The sequence below is a fragment of the Chitinophaga sp. H8 genome (assembly GCF_040567655.1).
GTDB classification, from domain to species: domain Bacteria; phylum Bacteroidota; class Bacteroidia; order Chitinophagales; family Chitinophagaceae; genus Chitinophaga; species Chitinophaga defluvii.
This window is the reverse complement of sequence record NZ_JBEXAC010000001.1, coordinates 1,574,116-1,597,349: the sequence shown is the minus strand read 5'-3', so window position 1 is coordinate 1,597,349 and position 23,234 is coordinate 1,574,116. Positions and strand designations below refer to the sequence as shown.

The following is a 23,234-nucleotide window of genomic DNA, read 5'->3' as shown; positions in this document are numbered from 1 at the left end:
ATGGAAGTTTTACAGATTGACGTTAAAGGGAAGATGGCGCATTTCCGGAAGTATTATGCTAATAATACGGCGATGTCGTTCAGCATTCCTCCCAGGACTACCATTATGGGGATGCTGGCGGCTATGCTGGGATTGCCTAAAGGAAGTTATCATAAAGCATTTGCCTCCGACCAATTACGGATAGGGATTTCATTGCAATCTCCAGTGAAGAAGTCATTTCACCGGCTCAATTTTCTCAGTATCAAAAGTCTGGGGAACCTGAAAACAGATATAGAAAAAGAAAAACCATTCAGCTCCGACTTCCGGGGTACCGGAGGAAACATACAAACTCCTTTTGAGATTGTTACCGGACAACATTTACAACAGGATGAAATATGTTACAGGATATTCCTCTCCCCCCACCCTTCTGCCATCACCTACTTTGAACAATTGAAGACATGTACTTTAAACAGGCGCTCTCATTTTAGCCTGACATTGGGGATTGCCAGTTTTTCTGCCTATATCAGTGAGGCGCATCTTTTCAATAGTGAAGCGGTAGTTACCAAAAGGGCCAATGCGCAGCAGGTAGTATTCAATTCTGCGGTTGTTTCGGATAAGATATCCGGTCTTCAGTTTGAGAAAACGAGCGACAGCAACTTTGTAGAGGAAGAGCTCATGCCCGCTGATTTTATTGATGACAATAACAGGGAGCTGTCAAAAATGAACCGGGTATTATTTGCACATAATGCATTGCCATTGCAGGTAATCTATACCGGTGAATATTATGAGCTGGGTGGTCATCAAACTATTACTTTTCTTGAAAATGAGTAATCCTGTTTTTTATTCCCATTCCATCAAAACACCTTCCGGTAAAACCGGCAGTAAACAACTGCAGGTTCATAATGCCGGTGTGAATGGAATAGGCTTAAAAAGTCTGTATAAGCAATTAGGGTTTCGCCTTCCTCTAACGGTTATAGAACAGTTGCTAAGCGATATCCTCCTGCTACATGATCTGGGGAAATATACCCAGTTCTTCCAGGATTACCTGCTTAAAACCGGCCGTTCAAACGGGCTGCTGAAGCAGCATGCCCGAATAGGCGCTTATGTAATACATGAAAAGTATAAAAACACCCATCCGGAATTGGCGTTGTTTGGCTATTTCACGATACTCTCCCATCATGGAAATCTCAGCAATATCTATGATTGTGCCGCAAAAGAACACGCCAAGCGGGAGGATTACAAATGGCAATTTGCGGAGCAAAGGAAAAGTTTATTGAAACACCTGGATCAGATCCAGGAGGAACTTTCCTTTGGCCAGTTAAATACCCTGCTGGCGATTCCTGATTTCAGAAAGTGCCGGAATGAGGTCATCCCTGCCATCCGGGGAAAAAGCGCCGATATCCAGCACTATTACCTGATCAACTATCTCTTTTCGCTGCTTATTGAAGCGGATAAACTGGATGCATCCGACACGCCGTTATATACAAGAGTAGCCATCGCGCAAGACCTTGTTGATAAACGCCTGGCCAACAGCACCAACGCTTTACGTAATAGCGTACGCAAAACAGTGATAGAAAAACTGGAGATACCTGATCTTTTAAGCCGCTGGATATTTACACTTACGGCTCCTACCGGAACCGGAAAAACGCTGATTGCCCTGGACTTTGCTTTAAAACTCCGTGAAAAGGTTCATAAGGCAACAGGTCACTTACCTTCCGTCATCTATGGCTTGCCCTTCGTAAATATTATTGAACAGGCATTTGATGAATATAAACAAACTATCCCAGAAGATCAGGCCAGTATATTGGCACACTACCAATATGCGGATATTTTTGGGGATCAGGAAGAAGCCGGAGATAAAACTGAGGAGGAGATGATAGACGAAAAAGCATATCACCGGAAATTAATGCAATTAGATACCTGGCAGGCAGATATTGTGATTACTTCTTTTGTTCAGTTTTTTCAGACTTTGATTGGTAATCGCAACAAGATCCTGAAAAAATTCAATCACCTGGCTGGGGCTATTATTATTTTGGATGAAGTGCAGACGTTGTCACTCGAAAAAATTCCCCTTATTGGGGCCAGCCTTTATTACCTCAGTAAATTCTTAGGTACCCGGATCTTATTAATGACGGCCACCCGCCCACAAATATTTGAACTGGCCTACCGGGAAATATTTAAAGACCAGTTAAAAGACCTTGATGAAGCAGATCGGGCCTTCTTCAATAACGGTCATCCCACCTATCTGGAGCTGCTACATAACAACCAGGATATTTACAAGAGTTATCGCCGTACCTGTATCATCCCCCTGTTGGATAGTACGCTCACCGATGAACAGGATTTTATTGACACCTGCTTCAGCCAATATTGGCAAGCCGGAGCCTCCTGTATTTTTGTAGTGAACAAAGTAAGCAGAAGTATTGCTTTATTTGAAGCCGTAAAAACGTATCTGTCAGCAAACAGCTATAATAATCCTGTTTATTATCTGTCTACCAATATTACCCCTTATCAACGATTTGAGGTGATTAAGCAGATTAAGGAAGACCTGAAAGCCAAACGGCGCCCGCTTCTTATTTCCACACAGGTGGTGGAGGCAGGTGTGGATTTAAATTTTGACATGGGTTTTAGGGATATAGCCCCTATTGACGCTATTATCCAGGTAGCTGGCCGTATTAACCGGGAGGCTAATCCTCAGCAGCCGGAAAAGCCTCATTTACCTTTGTACATCGTTGATTTTGGAGATTGCAAAGCCATTTATAGTGCTATTACTTATTTAAATGCACAAGCAGCATTAGCCAATAAATCCATCGTCCATGAGGCTGAATACCTCACACTTGTAAATGAATATTTCAGTACTACGTCGGCATCAGGAGGATTTGATTATTCCCGGGAGATATTTAATGCCATGAAAACGCTGAACTATGATAAAGGCCCCCGTTCGGTTGCTGATTTCAGAATTATAGAAGAACAAAAAAATGTTCGTGCTGTATTTATTGAGAGTGATGAAGCAGGAAGTGCGGCCCTCGCAGCTTACCGCCACCTACTGGATGCATCCGACATAGCAGCGGCTAACAAGCGTAAACTGGCATTTGATCTTCATTATAAGCAAATTTTTAATCAACGGATAATTTCCGTGCCTTTCTATCATACGCAAGACCTCCTGCCGGTACATGATAAATCAGAAAATATTTTGCTGGTAGATCGTAGCATCTTTTCAGCAAGATATGACCAGCATACAGGGTTCAAACGGGATAAGGGAAAGGAAAAAGAGTCGAATACTATCTTCTTTTAATTATGGCAATACAACTACATCAAACCATTATCCGGTTTCCGGAAATTAGGCTCGCCACCCGGGAAGCAGATAAATTGAGGGGGTATTTCGGGAATCTGTTTAAGGAGCAGTCGCCCCTTTTACATAATCACCTTGAATCAGGAGAAACGCTGTACCGCTACCCTATGGTACAATACAAAGTACTACAGGGAGTACCTGTATTAATGGGTATCAATGAAGGCGCTGATCTGCTCACACAGTTATTTATCAAAATCCGGAATATTGATATTGACGGGCGTAACTATCCTGTATTGGAGAAAAACATTGAAAGCAAGCAAGTTACCACAGGGCTTTCTGATGACCTGCATGCTTATCGCTTCGAAACTGCCTGGATGGCATTAAACCAAAAGAACTATGCAGATTATCTGAAAGAAGATGAGCAGCAACAGGCCAGGCATTTAAAAGCTATATTGATAGGTAACATGCTGAGCTTTTGCAAGGCTATTGACTACCAGGTGGCAGGTAATATCCTGGCGAATCTAAAAATTACAGGAACCAAGGAAACACAGTTCAAGCAAAATGCCATGTTATTGTTTGAGGCCAGCTTTGTAACTAATATGCTGTTACCTGATAACATTGGATTAGGCAAGCAAACTGCCCGTGGTTTTGGCAGTGTGCTCAGCGCATAAACTATTTCGAGATGCAAATCTACCTGAACACTTATGGGACTTATCTGCATGTAAAGGATGATATGTTTGAAATAAAGATACCCGAAAAGGATGCCGCACCTGTAAAACAGCATATTGCAGCTCACAAGATCAGTTCCATTATTATCGCTACTTCTGCGGCACTTAGCACGGATGCCGTACGGTTGGCCCTGATGAATAATATAGACATTATTTTCACGCAATCTGACGGTCATCCCATGGGACGTATCTGGCATAGCAAGCTGGGTAGCACTACCCGTATCAGAAAGCGTCAGCTGGAGGTAAGCCTTGGTTTGGAAGCAGTGACCTTTACCAAACAATGGATTATTCAGAAGATGAACAACCAACTGGAGTTTATCAAAGATTTGAAGAAGCATCGCCCTCAACAGGCTGATTTCCTCCATGACAAGATAACGAGGATCGAAAGCCTTTGTCAATCATTGAACGCGCTGGAAGCCAATTCCATTGATACGATAGCGGATACCATCAGAGGGCTGGAAGGCACCGCCGGCAGGTTATATTTTGAAACGATCAGCGAAGTAATCCCTGCTCAATACCGATTTTCGGGCAGGAGTATGCGTCCGGCCAAAGACGCTTATAATGTATTACTGAACTATGGCTTTGGTATCCTCTATTCGAGAATAGAAAAATGCCTGATGATTGCCGGACTTGACCCTTATGTAGGGTTTCTTCACCGGGATGACTATAATCAAAAAAGCATGGTCTATGATTTCATTGAGCCTTACCGGATACTGGTGGAGACTACCGTTTTTCGTTTATGCTCGGCCAAGAAAGTGAACAAAGCTCATATGGATGATATCACCAACGGTGTAACCCTGAATAAATCAGGGAAGGAACTGTTAGTTACCGCACTCAATAACTACCTGGATGGTGAACCGATTCGTTATAAGGGTCGGAACCAAACCCGGTCTAATGCCATGCAACAAGATGCGCACGTTTTCGCTAATGGTTTAACAGGTCGCGAGATTAAGAATGAGGAAACAGATCCCATTATGGATTTATAAGCATTATTATGATAGCATGGGTACTCTATGATATAGAAGATGATAAAGTCCGTTCAAAAGTGGCTAAACTCTGCAAGCAGACGGGGTTATACCGTGTTCAGTTTTCCGTATTCCTGGGCACACTGGACAAAAATCAAAAAGACACCCTGCAATTGCAAATAGAAGAGATTATTGATGAGGATAAGGATTCGGTATACATCTTTCCGATGTCGAAGAACGAGCTACAGTCTACCGTTCTATTAGGCAAAGCCTTCGATAAAAAACTGGTAACAGATGAAGTAAAAGCGCTATTTCTATAAACCAATCAGATCATGACCATTACGCCTTCTCATATTATCGAATATCTTTATTGCCCGCGATTCACCTATTTTGAATACGTGCTGGCTATTCCACAATATGAACAACGTAACTATAAAGTGATGCGTGGGCGTGACCTGCATGATAAAAAACTGGAGGAAAACAAAGCATATCTGCGACAACGGATCGGGGTTACAGACAGATACAATGATCAATACCTTACCAACTCATTACTCAGGGGCAAAATTGATGAAGTATTGCGATTAAAAGATGGTTCTATGGCTCCACTCGATTATAAATTTGCTTCTTACGATGAACGGGTTTATGAAACCTATAAAACACAAATATACTGCTATGCCTGGCTGATTGAAGAAAACTTCAAGTCTGTCGTTAATAAAGGATACCTCGTTTACACCAGGAGTAAAAATAAGCTAATCGAAATCCCCGTAACGTCAATTGACAAACTTTCGGTAAAAAAATACGCACATGAAATACATAAAATTATTGACACCAATTTTTTCCCTAAAGCCACCAAATATAAACACAGATGCATAACTTGTACTTATAGAAATATCTGTACCCAATAAACCTGCTCCGGGTGGCAATTTATTTCTTAATTCGCTAAAAATTGCCCTCAACAGCTGTCCATGGAGGATCTTAGCTTCCGGAAAAAAATTAAAACCAAGGGTTACAAGCTCTTTGAAATATGAATATATCAAAAAATAAGCCTTCGCAAAAAAGGCGTAAATACTTGATTTTATGTCATTTAGAAGAAAGGACGCGTTTGAGAGGTACGTCCAGAATAAGAAGGATTGAAACTTTGCAGCTCATGGAGCAAATTAAACTATCTGCTAATGTTTGAGAGGTACGTCCAGAATAAGAAGGATTGAAACGTTAAGTCAGTAGTTGAAAGAAGTTCAGCACTGGAGTTTGAGAGGTACGTCCAGAATAAGAAGGATTGAAACACCACCATTACAGATTTATTCCTTTGTATAGCACTAAGTTTGAGAGGTACGTCCAGAATAAGAAGGATTGAAACAGGAAAATGCAGACCAATTCATTCAATACGATTTAAGGTTTGAGAGGTACGTCCAGAATAAGAAGGATTGAAACTTGTCCCGGAGAATCCAGGCCCCTGTGCCGGAACTGGTTTGAGAGGTACGTCCAGAATAAGAAGGATTGAAACTCACATAGCACCATTTTTTTATACTCCAAATCTTTTGTTTGAGAGGTACGTCCAGAATAAGAAGGATTGAAACTGAAGGGGCTTACATCTGATGCACCCGGGTTCCGGGATGTTTGAGAGGTACGTCCAGAATAAGAAGGATTGAAACTTGCCTTATCTACGTAAGGTCGATACCACCTCAATGCGTTTGAGAGGTACGTCCAGAATAAGAAGGATTGAAACTTCCTGCATTAGATAGGGGGAAGGCGGCAGTTATCCAGTTTGAGAGGTACGTCCAGAATAAGAAGGATTGAAACGGCTAAGTAGTAATCCCGCATCCGCTGGGGCTTCTAGTTTGAGAGGTACGTCCAGAATAAGAAGGATTGAAACGTATCAATTAACTTTCTCTTATCTTCTAAAGCACTTGTTTGAAAGGTACGTCCAGAATAAGAAGGATTGAAACTTGAATTATGAATTCATTAATGCTATCTGCCAGCGGTGTTTGAAAGGTACGTCCAGAATAAGAAGGATTGAAACTCATGATTTTTTACACAGGCTGTAAGTGGCCATGAAGTTCGAAAGGTACGTCCAGAATAAGAAGGATTGAAACAATTTAAACTCAATTATTGATGGAAATAGCAACTGTGTTTGAAAGGTACGTCCAGAATAAGAAGGATTGAAACTGAAATAAACAAAGGAATTAACAAGCCGATAGAGTTGTTTGAAAGGTACGTCCAGAATAAGAAGGATTGAAACTCCGAAGTTGGCGCAGCAATGGCAGACGCTGAGAACAGTTTGAGAGTGGCATCCAATAAAACAAGGATCGATCCATTGCAAAATCAAACTACAGCATTTCCACATACCCTTCCGTGCCGTGTACCCGGATCCGTTGCCCGTCTTTGATAAGTTTAGTCGCATGTTCCACCCCAACCACCGCTGGCAAACCATATTCACGCGCAATTACGGCGCCGTGGGGCATCAATCCGCCTACTTCTGTAACCAGGCCTTTTATGGACACAAACAAGGGCGTCCAGCTGGGGTCTGTAAAGGAAGTGACCAATATATCCCCCGTTGCGAGATCCGCATCTTCCATGTTTAGGACTACGCGTGCCCGTCCTTCAATTACTCCGGAAGAAACCGCCAGTCCGGCCAATGCTCCGGCAGGGAGATCTTCCCGGTTGTACTTACCTGTAATGATTTCACCATCAGAGGTAATAACACGCGGAGGCGTCAGCTTTTCATACACCATGTACTCCGCTTTTCGTTTGTTGATGATCCCATACTCCAATAGATGGCTTTGTACCACTTCCCGAAATTCTTCAAAATAGAGATAGTAAACATCTTCTTTCTCGTGGATAACGTTGGCTTGTACCAATTGGGTTGCTTCTTTCAATAAAGCCTGTTTATAAATGAAGTAGCGATTGACTAACCCATATTTCGGATATTCCCGGTAACCGGCAAAATTCCGGAGCTGGCTGATCATTTGCTTGGTTGCTTCCGCTTTCTGCTCACCATCTGGTAGCTGGCGTAACCGGCTTAATAACTCCACCTCTTTCTGCAACGCTTCCTGTAATCCTTGTTCAAATTTCTGCTTGCTGGCACCAGGTGTAAAGTTTTTGATATTATTGAGGAGCAGTGGTACCAATGTAACAGGCCTTTCGCTCCAACGGGCTTTGGTAGTGTCGATCTCTCCTGCGCATCGCATCCCGTATTTGCTGAGATAAGCATAAATAGCATCCCGGACTTCCTGTCCCCCATTAAACGGAAGCAGTTCTTCCAGAAAGTTATCCGCTTTTACCTGTTGCAAATAATCAATAATTGCAGGATAAGGACGGATCACATCTGCTACATCCAAAAGTGCCAGCCCCATCTCAGAGGTAATATTGTTTGATACCGACTGAGCAAGTATATCTGCGGCATTCTTCTCGCCCAACCACTCATTCATTTTTTCGTTGAGCCATGATGAAGCATCAAAAAATGCCATCAGCGCCTGCATATTCTGTGCGCCAAATAAAGCCTGCCTGGCCTCCTGCAAATCTTCCAGGATAAAATCAAATACCGCTGTCCCGGATTTCAACTGAATATTTTGCTTTAACGCTGCTATAGATACTTTATGCCGCTGCATTAGCTCAACAACAATAGCCGGATCATTCGCGACAGGTGAGTCAGCCCCCGTAGCCCTTCTTCCAGGCCCAGGTGCAGCTTCATCATCCGGTATTAATTTTAGAAAACCTTCCCGGGCAACGATAGTCAGCAACGCGTCTTTGATCAACGGATCTGATTTTCCTAACACATTTTCTATCATCGCCTTTCTGCTGGCAGGAGAAGATAGCTGACGCGTGATATCTACAAACAGTCTTCCGCCCGCTTTGCTCATGCGTGCAGAGGTTGTTAACAGATAAAAAGAAAGGCCCAGCGGTTTTATAGGGTCGGTCATCATTTGCTGATGCCCCACAGATACATATACATGATTTTCCTGGTCGTTCACTTCCGGAACCGGGTACAAGGTAGTGATAGGCCGGCTCTGGACAATATAAAAAGTATCATCCGCCAGGCACCATTCAATATCCTGCGGACAGCCAAAATATGCTTCGATCTTCCGCCCGGTGTGTGCCAATTTTAAAATCTGCTCATCCGTCAACGCCTGCCTGTGCTGCTGCTCCTGCGCTACTGCCTGCTCCATCGTACCACCCTCTTTTAAAGCATAAATAGCCCGCTGCTTGGCAGGGATCCGCTTATCTACCAACTTACCACTATGTACTTTGTAGTTATCCGCATTCACCAGGCCCGCCACCATCGTCTCTCCCAGCCCAAAGCTGGCATCAATAGATAACATTTTCCGGTTGCCACTGACCGGATCAGCGGTAAACATAATTCCCGCTACCTGCGGAAAAACCATCTCCTGCACCACCACCGCTAAGTACACCTTACGATGGTCGAAGCCATTTTGAATACGGTAAATGATGGCCCGTTCCGTAAACAGCGATGCCCAGCACTTACTGATATGCGTTAAGATAGCCGTCTTTCCAATAATGTTCAGGTACGTATCCTGCTGTCCTGCAAAAGAAGCCCCTGGCAAATCCTCGGCGGTAGCACTGGACCGTACGGCATATGCACGATCTTCCTCCGGGAGAAAGCCGGAAATTTCCTTCCGGAGGTCCGGGGAAACGGCTGCTCCTTCAATACACCGGCGAATCTCACGGCTCAATTCCCGGATCCTGTCCCGGTCTTCTACTTTTAAAACGGACAACTTGTCAAGTAACCTATTCATCTCCGGTATCTCCGCCATCATCTTCTTAAAAGCTGCGGTAGTAACACAAAAACCATCCGGTACATGTATCCCTGCTATCCTGGTAAGTTCCCCCAGATGCATACCTTTTCCGCCTGCCTCCTGGAGTTTGGTGTTGTCGATGTCCTGAAAACCAAGTACAAATGAGCTCATATGAATAAGGTTTGTCCTATTTTTTTTCTGCAATTTATTCGGGTGTGTTTTGAGAGGTATAACCACGCTGTGCTATCAAAAGTATCTAATAGCCAGGTGTCAAAAAATCATTTTGCACTATATTTTTTTTGTACAATATTTGCTATCAACATTGCGTTTATAAAGCAAATTGCTACTAGCTGCGGAACAATCCCGGACAGGAGTAGCAAACAGCAAAAGCCGCTCTGATAGTGGCTTTTTTAAATATCACCAGACAGCCTATATGATACACGAAGTGATATCCCCATGTGAGGCGCTCAAAGACCTGATCAGTCATTTCTGGGTGGGTACGTGGGATACTACTTCCCAAAAACCACATACTACCTATTATGTGGTGGCCAATAGTCTGACAGAAATCATCTTTGCATTCAACGGTAATCACCCAGCTGCTGATTTGCTGTTTTCCGCTGTGCAGGGGCACACACACCGCCCCAATCAGTTCACTGTAGATGGGTTTTATCACCTGATAGGGGTATCATTTTATTCACATGCCATACCACGCCTTTTCAATATTCCCGCCTCCGAACTGAATAATGCATTTATCTCCCTGGATACATTTCTGGGACAGGAAGGTGTCATTTTAAATGAAAAAATAGCACTGGCCCAAAACACACCGCAACGTATCGAACTGCTATCGGCCTGTTTTATGGCCATGTTGAAAAAGCCACAGTTGGAAGATTCTTTGATCTCCCGTGCGATCAAAACAATAAGAAACAGCAACGGCAAAACAAAAATTGAAGATTTAGCCAATACGTTTTGTCTTTCCCAGAAACAGTTTAACAGGCGGTTTAAAGCCTTTTCAGGATTTAACCCCAAAACGTACTCCAGGATCATCCGCTTCGAATCAGTGATCCAAACCTACCCCCATACAGCCAACCTGACGGAGACTGCCTACGCACATGACTATTATGACCAGGCACACTTTATTCATGAATTTAAATCCTTTACAGGATTTGCTCCCGGAGATTTCTGGAAACTGGGCGAAGCACAACACTAAGAATGTCCATTTTTTACAATTCCCGAATAAATGCCGGTGGTAGTTTTACGGCAGGATCGATGAACGATCTGTATTGTATCAAAAAGACCACTTATGGATGCTCATAAAGCGATCAGATTAGCTGGAATACTCCTATTGGCAGGAATGGTAACGGGGATCTTCAGTGTTGCACCCGCTATTGATGCTCCTGATTATTTAACATCCGCAGCTAAAGCATCCAATCAGGTAATACTTGCGGCTGTTTTTCAATTGATGATGTCGCTGACTTATATAGGCGTTGCCATCTTACTCTATCCCACAATTAAAAGGTTTGGCAACAGCCTGGCTGCTGGTTTTTTAAGCTGCAGGATCCTGGCAGCATCCCTCTCGATTACCGGCACTATTGTAATGCTAACCATCCTGGCCGTAAGTCAGGCGTATTCACAAAATATACAGCAAGCACCTTTAGCACTGGAAACCTTAGGGAGTGTGCTGAAAGTTTCGCGCGACTATATTAATCACGCATTCATGGTGATCGTTTTATGTACAGGCAACTGCCTGTTTTATATTTTATGCTTTCGGGCAAAACTAATTCCCCGATGGCTATCTGTCTGGGGCATGGCAGGTGCTTTTTTATCAATGAGTGCCAGCATCCTGCTTTTGTTTCAAAAAGTAGATGTGATTACCTATGCATACCTGTCCTTAAATGCTCCTACAGCCATCCAGGAAGTAGTTTTAGGAATATGGTTGATCATAAAAGGATTGGGCAAACGGGAATTGCTTCCTTAAAACGTTATCACGAAGGGTAGCCCCTGCATTGTTTATATTATCTCATTTTTGTTATTTTACAGGCTATATATTATATAATTCACAATTGCCCAAATGAGTAATTTAAAGAACAAGATGCTGGACGGACGCTCCCGGATCATTTTTTACAGTCTGACACCCCCAAAAATCACTACCGCGCCTGAAAGAGTGCTTACTATTGCCGCCACGCAGGCAGAACGGCTCCGTAACCTGGATATTGATGGTTTAATTTTGTACGATATACAGGATGAATCGCTGCGGACAGACGAAACCCGAACGTTCTCGTTTATCCCCAGTATACCACCCGAAACCTATAGCAAAGATTTTCTTATCGACCTGCCCATACCCCGTATCATCTATAAAAGCATTGCCAACCAGACGAAGGAAGATTTCCAGCGCTGGCTCATGCAAAACAAAGAACTGGAATACATGGTGTTTGTGGGCGCCACTTCCCACCAACAGGTGGAAGCCACTAACTTTTCGCTCAGTGATGCCTATGCACTGAAACAGGACATCGTGCCTGATCTTTTGCTGGGCGGTGTTACCATTCCTGAGCGGCATGGCAAAAAAGCCGATGAGCATCACCGGATTTTCAGAAAGATGGAACATGGCTGCGGCTTTTTCGTGTCCCAATGCGTGTATAATATCAACGATACTAAAAACCTGTTGTCCGACTACTATTACGGTTCACAGGAAAGAGCATGTGGTGTGGCGCCCATTATCTTTACACTGGCCCCCTGCGGCTCACTGAAAACCCTGCAGTTCATGAAGTGGCTGGGGATTGAAGTACCCAAATGGTTATACAACGATCTGAAACATGCCAAGGACATCCTGGCCTCCTCCATTGATACCTGCATCAACATTGCCGGCGACATTCTGAATTATGCGGAGCAAAAGAACATTCCCGTTGGTTTTAATATTGAAAGTATTTCCATAAAAAAAGAAGAGATAGAAGCAGCGCATGAAGTGCTTAAACACGTGTTGCAACTTACCAGGCCGGCCAGATCAATAGCGGAAAACAAGCTGCAGGTAAGCGGCTGAGTGCGGATAGAGGATCATTGATCCTATTTACCTTTAGCAAAAAGATCGCCCATGCATATTTCCATTGTAAAAACCATAGACGCTTTCTTTGTAAAAAGTAGCATTGGCTTGTTATACCTGCTAAGTATTACGCTGACCAGTCAGGCACAGCAACAGCAACTGGACGCTTTCTTTAAACGGCTGGAAAAAACCCACCAGTTCAGCGGTAATGTATTGGTAGCCGAAAATGGTAAAGTTATCTACCGCGGTTCTTTCGGTTACGCCGACTTTAAAAGCCGGCAGCCCAACCGTGCCAATACAGCGTTTCCCATCGCCTCTATCACAAAAACCATGACAGCAACCGCCATACTCCAACTGGCAGAACAAGGCAAACTTACTGTCAATGATGCTGTATTTCGTTACCTACCGGGTTTTCCCTATCCTGATATGAAGATCAGCCAACTCCTGTCGCATACTTCAGGATTACCCCCTTATAATGCTTTCTTTGAACCAGCTTTGGCACAGGACCCTAAACGCATTTTTACGAATGCCGATTTTTTACCAGCAGCCATTGCCGTTAAACCAGCACTCATTTACGTACCAGGTAGCAGTGGCAACTATGATAATGTTAATTACCTGGTACTGGCGCTGATCATTGAAAAAATATCCGGCCAGCCATATCCGGATTACATACAGGAACATATTCTTAATCCAGCCGGGATGACCCATACCCGCTTTATGCCGTTAAGTGCGCAACTCAACACCGATACGCTGCATCAATACGCTTTTCCACATCTGTTCCGTGGCTTGTTCGATGCCTCCCCCATAAGGGCCAACACCATCCCCTTTATACGGGATTACTGGCGGACATTTGCAGTAACCGGGTTCGGGGATTATATCAGCACAGTGGATGATCTGCTCCGTTATGATCAGGCACTTTACGACAACCGCCTGCTCAAGACATCCACACTACAGCAAAGCTTTGAACCAGCCAGGCTTAATGACGGCCAGCTACAACCAGCATTATTTGGTCTGGGCTGGGAGATCAGTCAAGATAGTACCCATGGAAAAGTAGTTTATCATAGCGGCGCTGCCGTTGGGTTAAGTGCTATCCTCCTTCGCAATATTGATAAACATCAAACGGTCATCCTGTTCGACAATTGCCATTATAATGCACTCGAGACCGGCAACCAGGCCATGCAACTGCTGAATAAGGAGCCGGTGACACCCCCTAAATACAGTATTGCCAGACTATACGGCATCGCCCTGGCAAAACAGGGAGCAGTAGCCGCAAAGGCATTGCTGCAAAAATTAGCAAAAGATACTGTCAACTACCAATTGTCTGAAGGCGAACTGAACCAACTTGGGTATGACTTTCTTGGTACGGAAAACACCTATCATCTTCCCGAAAGAGTGCTGTATCCCCAGGCATTGGAAACCTTTAAATTAAATACAGAATTATTCCCCTCAAGCTGGAACACCTTCGATAGTTATGGAGAAGCATTACTGAAAGCAGGACAGCCCGACAAGGCTGCAGAGATGTACCAGCGGTCGATCCAGCTCAATCCGGAAAACGAAGGCGGGAAAAAAGCATTAGAAATGATCCTGGCCCAAAAAGAGCCCCGTAATAAACCCTGATGACCGGTTCTCTCCCAACGCTGTCTGTAACATGCTAACATTGATCAGGTGTGTATCTCTTTGTGAGTGCTTTCCGGGCTAACAAAGCATGAGAGATAAGTGCCCATACTCACTGATCCCGCTGAAACAGAAATTGTGAGAATTAATATTAGTTTTACCTGACAGAATCAATCCCTGATCGAAAGTTATTGCCAGTATGATAAACGAACAAGCACTACTGCAGCAGTTATCACTCGGAGACCGGCAAGCATTTGCGGCCATTTACGAGGAATACGGCGCGGGTATTTACAATTACCTGCTGAAATTCACCAAAGATCCTTTACTTACAGAAGACCTGGTGCATGACGTATTCCTCAAGGTCTGGGAAATCAGGGAACAGCTAAACGTTACATCTTCTTTTGGCGCCTATTTGTACCGTATAGCCCGCAATACCGCCATCACCCAGTTGAACCGCATTTCACTGTACGATACAGTAAGGGATGAGTTAATGCACCGTATCTCTCTGAACAACGACTATCCGGAACTGATGCATGAGCTGGAAGCAAAGCAATACCGGGAATTGCTGCAACAAGCTATTAATAAATTATCACCGCAGCGCCGTGAAGCCTTTATACTGGTTCGGCAACAGGGCCTGTCATACGAAGCTGCCGCTGCACAGATGAACATTTCGCGCCATACCCTCAAAGAATACCTGGTACTGGCGGTAAAGGCGATCAAAGAATACCTGTTGGCACATGGAGATATTTCCCTGCTCATGCTGCTGGTAGCCTTAAAATAATTTTTTATAAAGCCCCCCCCCATTTCTTTTACTCATTAGTCATATTAATATGGGCCCGAATAAAATTCCAGCAGCAGCGTTGTTGCAAAAATATCTGGATGGCACAATCAGCGAACCTGAAAGTGAGGTATTGTTTGCCTTTATACGGGAAAATTCCGTTGAAGGTGATACCAGCCTGGAGGAGGTATTGCAAAAAGCCTACCAGCAAGCCTTTGCAGCACCTGCCGAACTTAGCATCGAGGCCCGAAAGCGCATACTGGACAAGTTGATGATCACTACTTCTGCACCGGAGACAATAAGTGATCCGGAAGTTTCCCGCACGGTTGTTCACACGCTGCGCCACCGCTGGTGGCGTTATGTAGCTGCCGCTGTAATAGCAGCCGGCATAGCAGGTGGTGCTATTACCTGGTTCAATCAACATCGCGAGAAAGATTCGCTGGCCACATTGATGGAAAAAGCAGAAAAGATTGGCCCCGGTACAGAACGCGCCATTCTAAAACTGGGCAATGGCCAAAGATTGCCACTTGATAGTGCCAATGGCAACATTATGCAAAGCGGCAACCTTATAGTAAATAATTATGGTGGCAAACTGGACTATGAAGGCAAAACGGATGTTCCGGAATATCATACCCTGATCACTCCAAGAGGCGGACAATACAAAGTACAATTACCTGATGGTACGGATGTATGGCTGAATGCCGAATCAGCTATTGTTTACCCCACTGCTTTTACCGGCGATCAGCGGAAAGTAAAAGTAACGGGAGAAGCTTATTTTGAAGTAGCCAGACAAGCAGGAAAACCCTTTGTAGTTGATGTAGATGGCAAGGCGGTAGTGGAAGTTTTAGGAACACATTTTAACATCAGCGCCTATGCGGATGAAAAGCAGATACAAACCACACTGCTGGAAGGAAGCGTAAGAATATTGCACCACCGTGAAATGGCAGTACTCCGGCCAGGACAACAAGCGCAGCTCGCTAACCTGGAAATAAATGTGATCAACAATCCGGATCTGGAAACCGTGATGGCCTGGCGGAATGGCGTATTTCATTTTAACAATGCCCGTTTGGATGAAGTGCTGCGGCAACTGGCACGCTGGTATGATCTGGACATCGTTTACGAGAAAGAAATTCCGGGTATCGTATTCAAAGGAGATTTAAAAAAGGACCTGAACTTATCCCAGGCACTTATTATATTAAGTCAGCTGGGAGTTCATTTCAATATAGAAGGGAAAAAGCTCATCGTAGTACCATAGCATTATTATCATGTGAATTAAAATCAACTGTTCGGGAAACATCAGGCATGTGAAAATATAAATATGCCACTCCGGTACATTTATCTGATGGCGTCTGAAAAGTAAAGCTGTAAAGCTAATGGTAATGCTTTGCCTATACCACAACAACATCTTTTCATTTTAATCAACCAAAGCAGCGTTTATGCTACAATTCATTTTCAGCAGGCGGTTAATATGGAGGAAGCGGCCTTCAAGACATGCCATGCTTTTCTTTTTCGCTACTGCCCTGTTGTTTTCAATGAAGGGGCTTGCTCAAACCATCACATTAAGTGGCAGGCAGCTTTCTTTACAACAGGCATTTGATGAGATCAAAAAGCAGACAAACTATGTGGTACTTTTTAATCCCTTACTGGTGGATGCCAATACTACTGTTTCTTTAAATGTAAAAAAGCAGCCCCTGGAAGCATTCATGCAAACCATCATCGGGAAATCAACAAAGCAGGCTTTAAGCTTTACCATCGTAGGTACCAATATCGTGATTTTCCCTAAAGCCAGGTCTACTCAACCAGAGAGTGGTGATAACGCAGTACCTGTTGAGCCTCTCACGATTGACATTTCGGGTATAGTGTACGATAGCAAAACAGGCATTGCCATACCAGGTGCCACTGTTATGGCAATCCACTCCGGTAAAGGCACACAAACGGATGAAAAGGGTATGTTCACCCTGAAAAAAATAAACGACAAAGAACAGGTCAGCATCAGCTCTATTGGCTATGTGAAAACAACTATACCCGCTACCAGCATCGGCGCTAATGGCTTTATCAAACTGGAGGTTGCTACCAGCGAGCTGGATCAGGCGATCGTAAGGGCTTACGGTATTACCAGTAAACGTTTATCTACCGGTAATATCACCAGGATCAGCGGAGCAGAAATTGCAAGGCAACCAGTTATGAACCCACTGCTGGCATTGCAGGGACGAGTACCGGGCATGCTGGTAACACCTACCAGTGGCCATGCCAGTTCTCCTGTAAAAGTGGAAATAAGGGGGAGAAATTCACTAAGCGCCAATTACAACTCAGAGCCCTTGTACATTATAGACGGTGTTCCTATCAATGTGCTGAGCGTAGGAGCTTTCCGTTTTAACAACGGCGTATCCACCGGCTATGCACAAGGTGGCATTTCCCTTATTGGCGGCCAAAGTCCATTGTTCAACCTGAACTCCAATGATATCGCCAGTATTGAAGTATTGAAAGATGCGGGAGCAACAGCCATTTATGGGTCAAGAGGAGCCAACGGGGTCATCCTGATCACCACCAAAAAGGGAGAGCCCGGACGCACCAAGCTCCAGGTAACTATTGACCAGGGAATTGTCAGTGTGTCCCGTCCAAAGCCATTCCTGAATACACAAGAATACCTGAAGATCCGGCGGGAAGCATTTAAGAATGATGGTATTACCCCTACTATTGACAATGCACCTGATCTGATGCGCTGGGATACTACCCGTTATACCGACTGGCAAAGGGAAGTAACAGGTACCGGCTCACAGACCAGGATAGGCCTCAGCCTGTCGGGTGGTAATGCCCTTTCCTATTATAGTATTAGTGGCGGCTATGACAGACAGGTAGATGCATTGAACAGAAGCGGCGCGAACCAACGGGCTACGCTTAGTTCAAATTATACATTGCGTAGCCTTAATCAGAAACTGAAGGTTTCATTTGGAACAGACTTCTCCCACACCTTTGTAGACGCGATCAATGATTTCCGGGGAGCCGGTAAATTAGCACCCAATGCTCCACCGATTTTTGACAATAAAGGCAACCTGAACTATGCGGACTGGAATGTGGTTAACAAAGGCAGTGACTTCATGTTTGCATACCTTCTCATGCCAAATGTATCAAAGGGCAATCAATTCGGTTCCAGATTATCTGTGTCCTATGAATTACTAAAAGGTTTAACGCTGAGTACCAGCGGAGGGCTTACTTATACCTTGTTTAGTTCTGATTATTTTGTCCCTATCGCTGCCCAGAACCCACTACGGAATCCTACGGGAAGGGCTACATTTGGCTCAACAAAGAACAGCAACTGGATTATAGAACCCAAAGCCCTTTATAGCAGGGTGATCAACAGGGCCAGCCTTTCTTTGCAGGTAGGGGGTACTTTACAATCTACCAAGACAGTAGGCACTACTATCTCTGCAGCGGGTTACGACAATGACAATCTTCTTCACAGCATCAATAGTGCACCGTTCAAACAAATACAGGAAAGAGATGGGCAATACAAATATGTGGGCGCTTTTGCTATCCTGGACATTAACTGGGCAGATAAATACCTCTTACAGATAAGTGCCCGGAGAGATGGCTCCTCCCGTTTTGCACCAGGTACACAATTTGGTAATTTTGGTTCCGTAAGTGGAGCATGGATCCTGTCAGAAGAAAAATGGATGAAGCCGGTACTCCCAGCCTGGATCAGTTTGCTGAAACTCAGAAGCAGTTATGGCATAGGTGGAGGAGATAATGCCATCAGTGATTATGAGTATATGGCGCAATGGGCGAATACTGCCCCTGGAGAATTTGAACCGCTCTATCCATATGGAGGTGTACAGCCGTTCATGCCCATTAATCCGGTGAACCAGCGCTACCAATGGGAATCAAACAAAAAGTTTGAAGCAGCACTGGAGCTCAGTTTCCTGAACGATAAAATAAGTGCACAGGCATCCTACTATCTCAACCGTTCGGGCGACCAGGTAACAAAATTGCCTACACCGAAGTACACCGGCTTTGAATCAGTAACAGCTAACTGGATGGCACTGGTACAAAATACCGGAGTGAATATAGAGCTGAATGCACAGCTCGTGAACAAAACTGATTTTTCCTGGAGCCTGGGTTTCAACATTTCTGTTCAACGGAATAAGCTCGTATCCTATCCAGGTTTTGAACTATCTCCCTATGTCAGCGAGTACAAGATTGGCCAATCACTCTCCACAAAATACCTGCTACACTATCTGGGCATAGATCCCCTGACCGGCTTTCCCGGTTTTGAGGACCTGAACAAAGATGGCCGTATCTCAACCAGTTCCAGCGGAGCGCCAGGTACGCTGGAAGACGACCGGTACATCGCGTTGGAAACCAACCCGGCATATTTTGGAGGGATCGTTTCTTCATTCAGGTATAAAGATCTTTTTCTGAACCTGGGATTTGATTACATAAAACAATACGGTGCTAATCCATACGTACTTGGTTATCCGGGCAGAATGGAAAACATCCCGGTATCGGCCCTACGTGATTACTGGAGAAAACCAGGGGATAATGCCCGGTATCCACGCCTGTCAACAGTTGGCGACGCCGTAGGAAATATGGTACAATCGGATGCCTATTATACGGATGCCTCCTTCCTGCGATTGAACAGTTTCAGCATCAGCTATTCCCTGCCGAAGAAAATTATCAAAAGGGCCAGGTTGTCTGAAGCCAGGATCAACTTCCGGACCAATAACATTTTTACCATTACCAATTATATCGGAAGGGACCCGCAGTTGCAGGACCTCTCTGCGCTTCCCAGTCCGAAAACATACGCTACAGGGTTATCTCTTACTTTCTAAATCATTGATCATGCGGCCGCAAAATATAAAAACGATCCTCTTCTGCTGTCTGCTACTGGGCACGGTACATACATCGTGCAGAAAACTGCTGGAGATTCCTGATCCTACCAATACCATTTCTCCCGGTCAGGTATTCAATACAGACAAACAGGCTAACAGTGCCATGGCAGGTGTTTACACCCGGATGATACATGGTGATCAGGCTGTCTTTATTACCGATGCTGCCTCCAAACTCTTCAGCGCAGGTCTTGTCACCATAACAGGAGGGACTTCTGCTGATGAACTTTATTCTACTAATAGCGGGGTTGCAGACTACTACTACCTGCTTACCAACAAAATTACCGTCACCAATACCACCGTTCCTGAAACTATCTGGAGCAGTGCATATCAGACCATCTATGGTACTAATGCAATCGTGGAAGGCATTGCAGCTTCTACTGCCACTTCGTTCAGTGACAGTGCAAGAAGCGTCTTAACCGGGGAAGCGAAATTTGTACGTGCCTTCACTTATTTTTACCTGGTTAATTATTTTGGAGATGTTCCCCTGGTGCTCACGATTGATTTCAATCAAACCATTAACATGTCACGCACACCGCAGCAGCGGGTATATGAGCAGATAGTGGCCGACCTTAAAGAAGCGCAGGCCGCACTTCCTGAAAATTATATCAATGGCAATAACAGCAGGATACGTCCTAATAAATTTGCTGCTACCGCGCTACTCGCAAGAGTATATCTGTACCTGAACGATTACACCAATGCTACTATTGCTGCCTCCGGGGTAATTAACAACACGGCACTCTACGGTATGGAGCCGTTGCTTAATGATGTTTTTTCTCCTGCCAGCAGAGAAGCCATCTGGCAATTGCAACCCACCAATAATCATAACGAGCTGAGAAACGCAGTACCCGAAGGCTATTTATTGCTTCCTGCGGAATTGCATACCGGCACGCCAACTTTTGCACTGACCAACACCCTGGTACATGCATTTGAGAAGGGAGATCTGCGGTTCAGGGATTGGGTAGACAGCACGGTAAATACAGACTTACCTGGTCAGACCAACGTTTTCTACTTCCCTTTTAAATACCAGACCGGCAGAAGTAATTCCGAACTGGGCGGCACGCAAACAGCCTATTATATGATGATGCGCCTGGCCGAGATGTACCTGATACGCGCAGAGGCAGCCGCAAATGGAGGTCCTGGCGGCACCAGCGGCGCAATAGCCGACCTTAACATCGTCCGGAAAAGAGCTGGTTTGCAAAAGCTACCGGAAACGCTTACCCCAAATGAAGTAAAAACAGCGGTAGCAAAAGAGCGGCAAAAAGAGCTATTTGCAGAATGGGGGCACCGCTGGCTGGACCTGAAACGGACCGGCAAAGCTGGTACCGTACTTTCGGCTATTACCAACAAGCAACCCTGGGCAGGCGATTACCAGCTGCTCTACCCTATCCCGGTAAGCGAGATCACGCGCAATCATTTTCTAACGCAAAATCCCATGTACTGATATGTTACAGCCATTTATAGAAACACCGCATTTGCCATATCACCCGCAACGCCGTATTATCAACGTACTTACAGCAGTATTGGTGTTTGCAACACAGCTTTCCTGTGAAAGAGAAAAAGCGCCGCCTCCAGGTACTGCATCCTTGATGATGGTAAATGTGGTACCAGGCAGCAAACCACTTGTCACCAGCTTCGCCAACAATCCAGCTAAATATCTTTACACATCCCAGCTATACTACCTGGGCCAGAACCAGGTAAGCTCGTACTATGGCAGCACACCACTTGTGCTGCACCAGTACCCTGACACCACCGCAAAGGACGCCCCTCTTTTTAAACTTACGCTGGACCTCCCTATCGGCTCCCTGAACAGTTTGTTTCTTACAGGCACTGTTACCGCACCCGATACGTTGTTCCTCAGAGATAAGCTGCCTTATCATGAAGCCAAAGACAGTACCACCGGGATCCGCTTTATACATCTTTCACCAGGCACTAAACCCGTGAATATTACTATCAAGGGGCAGCAGGGTGTTCCGTTGGTACGCAACCTGCCCTATAAGGGCAGTACGGTCTTCAACATACTATCTTCCAAAGCTACCCAGGAAGACTATACGTTTGAATTCAAGGAGGTAGCCACCGGTGCATTGATAGCTAGTTATACAACCAAAGGCATCCATTTTCCTCAAATAGATGAGTATACCGGACATCCCTGGCTTTTCCGCAATGTTAACCTTGTGCTGACCGGGCTTCCCGGAAGCACGGGACTTACCGCGCTGACAGTGATTCCGGTCCGGTATTGATCAACGGCCATTCTTCATTCTTTAAAGAAATATAATGAACAGCATCGTAAAAATTGAAAAGCTTTCTCACAAATACAGCGCCAGCTGGGCTATCCGGGACATTAACCTGGAAATAAACCAGGCGGGAGTAATAGGATTGCTGGGCTCTAACGGCGCAGGAAAGTCTACTACTATGAACATTCTGTGTGGCGTATTGAAACAAACGGAAGGCAAGGTTTATATCAATGGTATTGATATGAGTAAACAACCACAGGCTGCTAAAAAGCAGATCGGTTTTTTACCACAGCAACCACCAGTGTATACTGATCTCACGGTAGATGAGTATCTCGCTTACTGTGCAGCACTACGCCTGGTAGAAAACAAAAAGATAAAAGCAGCGGTGGAAGAAGCGAAAGAACGCTGCGGCATTGCGCATTTCAGCACCCGGCTGATCCGTAACCTGAGTGGCGGTTACCGTCAGCGGGTAGGCATTGCGCAAGCCATCATCCATAAACCGGCCCTGGTTGTAATGGACGAGCCTACCAATGGACTTGATCCCAACCAGTTGATTGAAGCGCGGAAACTGATCAAGGAAATAGCACAGGAGCATACCGTGCTGCTCTCTTCACACATTCTTTCCGAAATACATCTTTTATGCAGGGAGGTAGTGATGATAGAGAGCGGCCGCATTGTATTTTCCGACACCATGGACGCTTTCAACAACTATGTACAGCCCAGCAGCGTGCTGATGAAGATGGAGAATCCTCCAGTGGCCGCAGAATTGCAAAAGGTAGCCGGTGTGACCCGGGTAGAGTTCCTGACCGAGCGCCAGGCCCGCATCTATTTCAGTGGCGATACCGATATCACGGAGCGCCTGGTATCCGCCAGTGTCCAGCATGAATGGCGGCTGCGGGAGATCAGTCTTGATAAAGGCTTGCTGGACGATGTATTCAAGCAATTAACTACTCAATCTATCCAATAAACTTAT

General features: G+C 44.9%; 17 protein-coding genes and 1 CRISPR repeat array. Of the genes, 16 read left to right on the top strand and 1 reads right to left on the bottom strand.

Annotation, left to right across the window (positions count from 1 at the left end; translation table 11 throughout):
• The 6 genes from cas5 to cas4 are packed head-to-tail and all read left to right on the top strand — an operon-like array spanning position 1 to position 5,866.
• Positions 1-810: a CRISPR-associated protein Cas5 gene (gene cas5 / locus ABR189_RS06090; RefSeq protein ID WP_354659568.1), complete on the top strand. Its 810-nt coding sequence runs from the start codon at positions 1-3 to the stop codon at positions 808-810.
• A complete protein-coding gene (gene cas3, locus ABR189_RS06085) occupies positions 803-3,271 on the top strand; it encodes a CRISPR-associated helicase Cas3' (protein WP_354659567.1) in 2,469 nt (822 codons plus the stop codon). Before cas5 ends, cas3 begins: the two co-directional genes overlap by 8 nt.
• Before the next feature lie 2 nt (positions 3,272-3,273).
• On the top strand, positions 3,274-3,939 hold the full coding sequence (locus ABR189_RS06080; protein ID WP_354659566.1) for a CRISPR-associated endonuclease Cas6: 666 nt from the start codon (positions 3,274-3,276) through the stop codon (positions 3,937-3,939).
• Between the two features lie 11 nt (positions 3,940-3,950).
• Positions 3,951-4,982: a CRISPR-associated endonuclease Cas1 gene (gene cas1 / locus ABR189_RS06075; protein WP_354659565.1), complete on the top strand. Its 1,032-nt coding sequence runs from the start codon at positions 3,951-3,953 to the stop codon at positions 4,980-4,982.
• A gap of 8 nt (positions 4,983-4,990) precedes the next feature.
• Positions 4,991-5,281 carry a CRISPR-associated endonuclease Cas2 gene (gene cas2 / locus ABR189_RS06070; protein ID WP_354659564.1) on the top strand — a complete coding sequence of 97 codons (291 nt, stop codon included), beginning with the start codon at positions 4,991-4,993 and terminating at the stop codon, positions 5,279-5,281.
• A gap of 12 nt (positions 5,282-5,293) precedes the next feature.
• Positions 5,294-5,866: a CRISPR-associated protein Cas4 gene (cas4, locus tag ABR189_RS06065; RefSeq protein ID WP_354659563.1), complete on the top strand. Its 573-nt coding sequence runs from the start codon at positions 5,294-5,296 to the stop codon at positions 5,864-5,866.
• A gap of 195 nt (positions 5,867-6,061) precedes the next feature.
• Positions 6,062-7,200: direct repeats of the CRISPR family, unit length 37 nt; unit sequence GTTTGAGAGGTACGTCCAGAATAAGAAGGATTGAAAC.
• Between the two features lie 88 nt (positions 7,201-7,288).
• Here the strand turns inward: cas4 and ppsA are convergent.
• Positions 7,289-9,886: a phosphoenolpyruvate synthase gene (gene ppsA, locus ABR189_RS06060; RefSeq protein ID WP_354659562.1), complete on the bottom strand. Its 2,598-nt coding sequence runs from the start codon at positions 9,884-9,886 to the stop codon at positions 7,289-7,291.
• Positions 9,887-10,055: 169 nt separating this feature from the next.
• Here ppsA and ABR189_RS06055 point away from each other — a divergent pair, with 169 nt between their 5' ends.
• From ABR189_RS06055 to ABR189_RS06010, 10 genes are all read left to right on the top strand, one after another.
• On the top strand, positions 10,056-10,922 hold the full coding sequence (locus ABR189_RS06055) for a DUF6597 domain-containing transcriptional factor (RefSeq protein WP_354659561.1): 867 nt from the start codon (positions 10,056-10,058) through the stop codon (positions 10,920-10,922).
• 93 nt (positions 10,923-11,015) lie between these two features.
• Positions 11,016-11,690: a DUF4386 domain-containing protein gene (locus ABR189_RS06050; protein WP_354659560.1), complete on the top strand. Its 675-nt coding sequence runs from the start codon at positions 11,016-11,018 to the stop codon at positions 11,688-11,690.
• 93 nt (positions 11,691-11,783) lie between these two features.
• Positions 11,784-12,749 carry a methylenetetrahydrofolate reductase gene (locus tag ABR189_RS06045; RefSeq protein WP_354659559.1) on the top strand — a complete coding sequence of 322 codons (966 nt, stop codon included), beginning with the start codon at positions 11,784-11,786 and terminating at the stop codon, positions 12,747-12,749.
• A gap of 51 nt (positions 12,750-12,800) precedes the next feature.
• A complete protein-coding gene (locus ABR189_RS06040) occupies positions 12,801-14,366 on the top strand; it encodes a serine hydrolase (RefSeq protein ID WP_354659558.1) in 1,566 nt (521 codons plus the stop codon).
• A gap of 196 nt (positions 14,367-14,562) precedes the next feature.
• Positions 14,563-15,144, top strand: coding sequence for an RNA polymerase sigma factor (locus ABR189_RS06035; RefSeq protein WP_354659557.1), 582 nt, complete (start codon positions 14,563-14,565; stop codon positions 15,142-15,144).
• 49 nt (positions 15,145-15,193) lie between these two features.
• Positions 15,194-16,396, top strand: a complete 1,203-nt coding sequence (locus tag ABR189_RS06030) for a FecR family protein (protein WP_354659556.1) — start codon at positions 15,194-15,196, stop codon at positions 16,394-16,396.
• Between the two features lie 181 nt (positions 16,397-16,577).
• Positions 16,578-19,970, top strand: a complete 3,393-nt coding sequence (locus ABR189_RS06025; protein WP_354659555.1) for a SusC/RagA family TonB-linked outer membrane protein — start codon at positions 16,578-16,580, stop codon at positions 19,968-19,970.
• Between the two features lie 10 nt (positions 19,971-19,980).
• A complete protein-coding gene (locus ABR189_RS06020) occupies positions 19,981-21,471 on the top strand; it encodes a RagB/SusD family nutrient uptake outer membrane protein (protein WP_354659554.1) in 1,491 nt (496 codons plus the stop codon).
• Position 21,472: 1 nt separating this feature from the next.
• Entirely contained in the window at positions 21,473-22,267 is a 795-nt protein-coding gene (locus tag ABR189_RS06015; RefSeq protein WP_354659553.1) for a hypothetical protein, read from the top strand.
• 34 nt (positions 22,268-22,301) lie between these two features.
• Positions 22,302-23,228: an ABC transporter ATP-binding protein gene (locus tag ABR189_RS06010; RefSeq protein WP_354659552.1), complete on the top strand. Its 927-nt coding sequence runs from the start codon at positions 22,302-22,304 to the stop codon at positions 23,226-23,228.
• The last annotated feature ends 6 nt before the right edge of the window (positions 23,229-23,234 follow it).

Bases quoted from the DNA above. Each gene is read 5' to 3' on its own strand.
- cas2 (WP_354659564.1), top strand. From the start codon at position 4,991: ATGATAGCATGGGTACTCTATGATATAGAAGATGATAAAGTCCGTTCA.
- cas5 (WP_354659568.1), top strand. From the start codon at position 1: ATGGAAGTTTTACAGATTGACGTTAAAGGGAAGATGGCGCATTTCCGG.
- ABR189_RS06025 (WP_354659555.1), top strand. From the start codon at position 16,578: ATGCTACAATTCATTTTCAGCAGGCGGTTAATATGGAGGAAGCGGCCT.
- cas3 (WP_354659567.1), top strand. From the start codon at position 803: ATGAGTAATCCTGTTTTTTATTCCCATTCCATCAAAACACCTTCCGGT.
- ABR189_RS06010 (WP_354659552.1), top strand. From the start codon at position 22,302: ATGAACAGCATCGTAAAAATTGAAAAGCTTTCTCACAAATACAGCGCC.
- ABR189_RS06035 (WP_354659557.1), top strand. From the start codon at position 14,563: ATGATAAACGAACAAGCACTACTGCAGCAGTTATCACTCGGAGACCGG.
- ABR189_RS06080 (WP_354659566.1), top strand. From the start codon at position 3,274: ATGGCAATACAACTACATCAAACCATTATCCGGTTTCCGGAAATTAGG.
- ABR189_RS06045 (WP_354659559.1), top strand. From the start codon at position 11,784: ATGAGTAATTTAAAGAACAAGATGCTGGACGGACGCTCCCGGATCATT.
- cas1 (WP_354659565.1), top strand. From the start codon at position 3,951: ATGCAAATCTACCTGAACACTTATGGGACTTATCTGCATGTAAAGGAT.
- cas4 (WP_354659563.1), top strand. From the start codon at position 5,294: ATGACCATTACGCCTTCTCATATTATCGAATATCTTTATTGCCCGCGA.
- ppsA (WP_354659562.1), bottom strand. From the start codon at position 9,886: ATGAGCTCATTTGTACTTGGTTTTCAGGACATCGACAACACCAAACTC.
- ABR189_RS06040 (WP_354659558.1), top strand. From the start codon at position 12,801: ATGCATATTTCCATTGTAAAAACCATAGACGCTTTCTTTGTAAAAAGT.
- ABR189_RS06015 (WP_354659553.1), top strand. From the start codon at position 21,473: ATGTTACAGCCATTTATAGAAACACCGCATTTGCCATATCACCCGCAA.
- ABR189_RS06050 (WP_354659560.1), top strand. From the start codon at position 11,016: ATGGATGCTCATAAAGCGATCAGATTAGCTGGAATACTCCTATTGGCA.
- ABR189_RS06030 (WP_354659556.1), top strand. From the start codon at position 15,194: ATGGGCCCGAATAAAATTCCAGCAGCAGCGTTGTTGCAAAAATATCTG.
- ABR189_RS06020 (WP_354659554.1), top strand. From the start codon at position 19,981: ATGCGGCCGCAAAATATAAAAACGATCCTCTTCTGCTGTCTGCTACTG.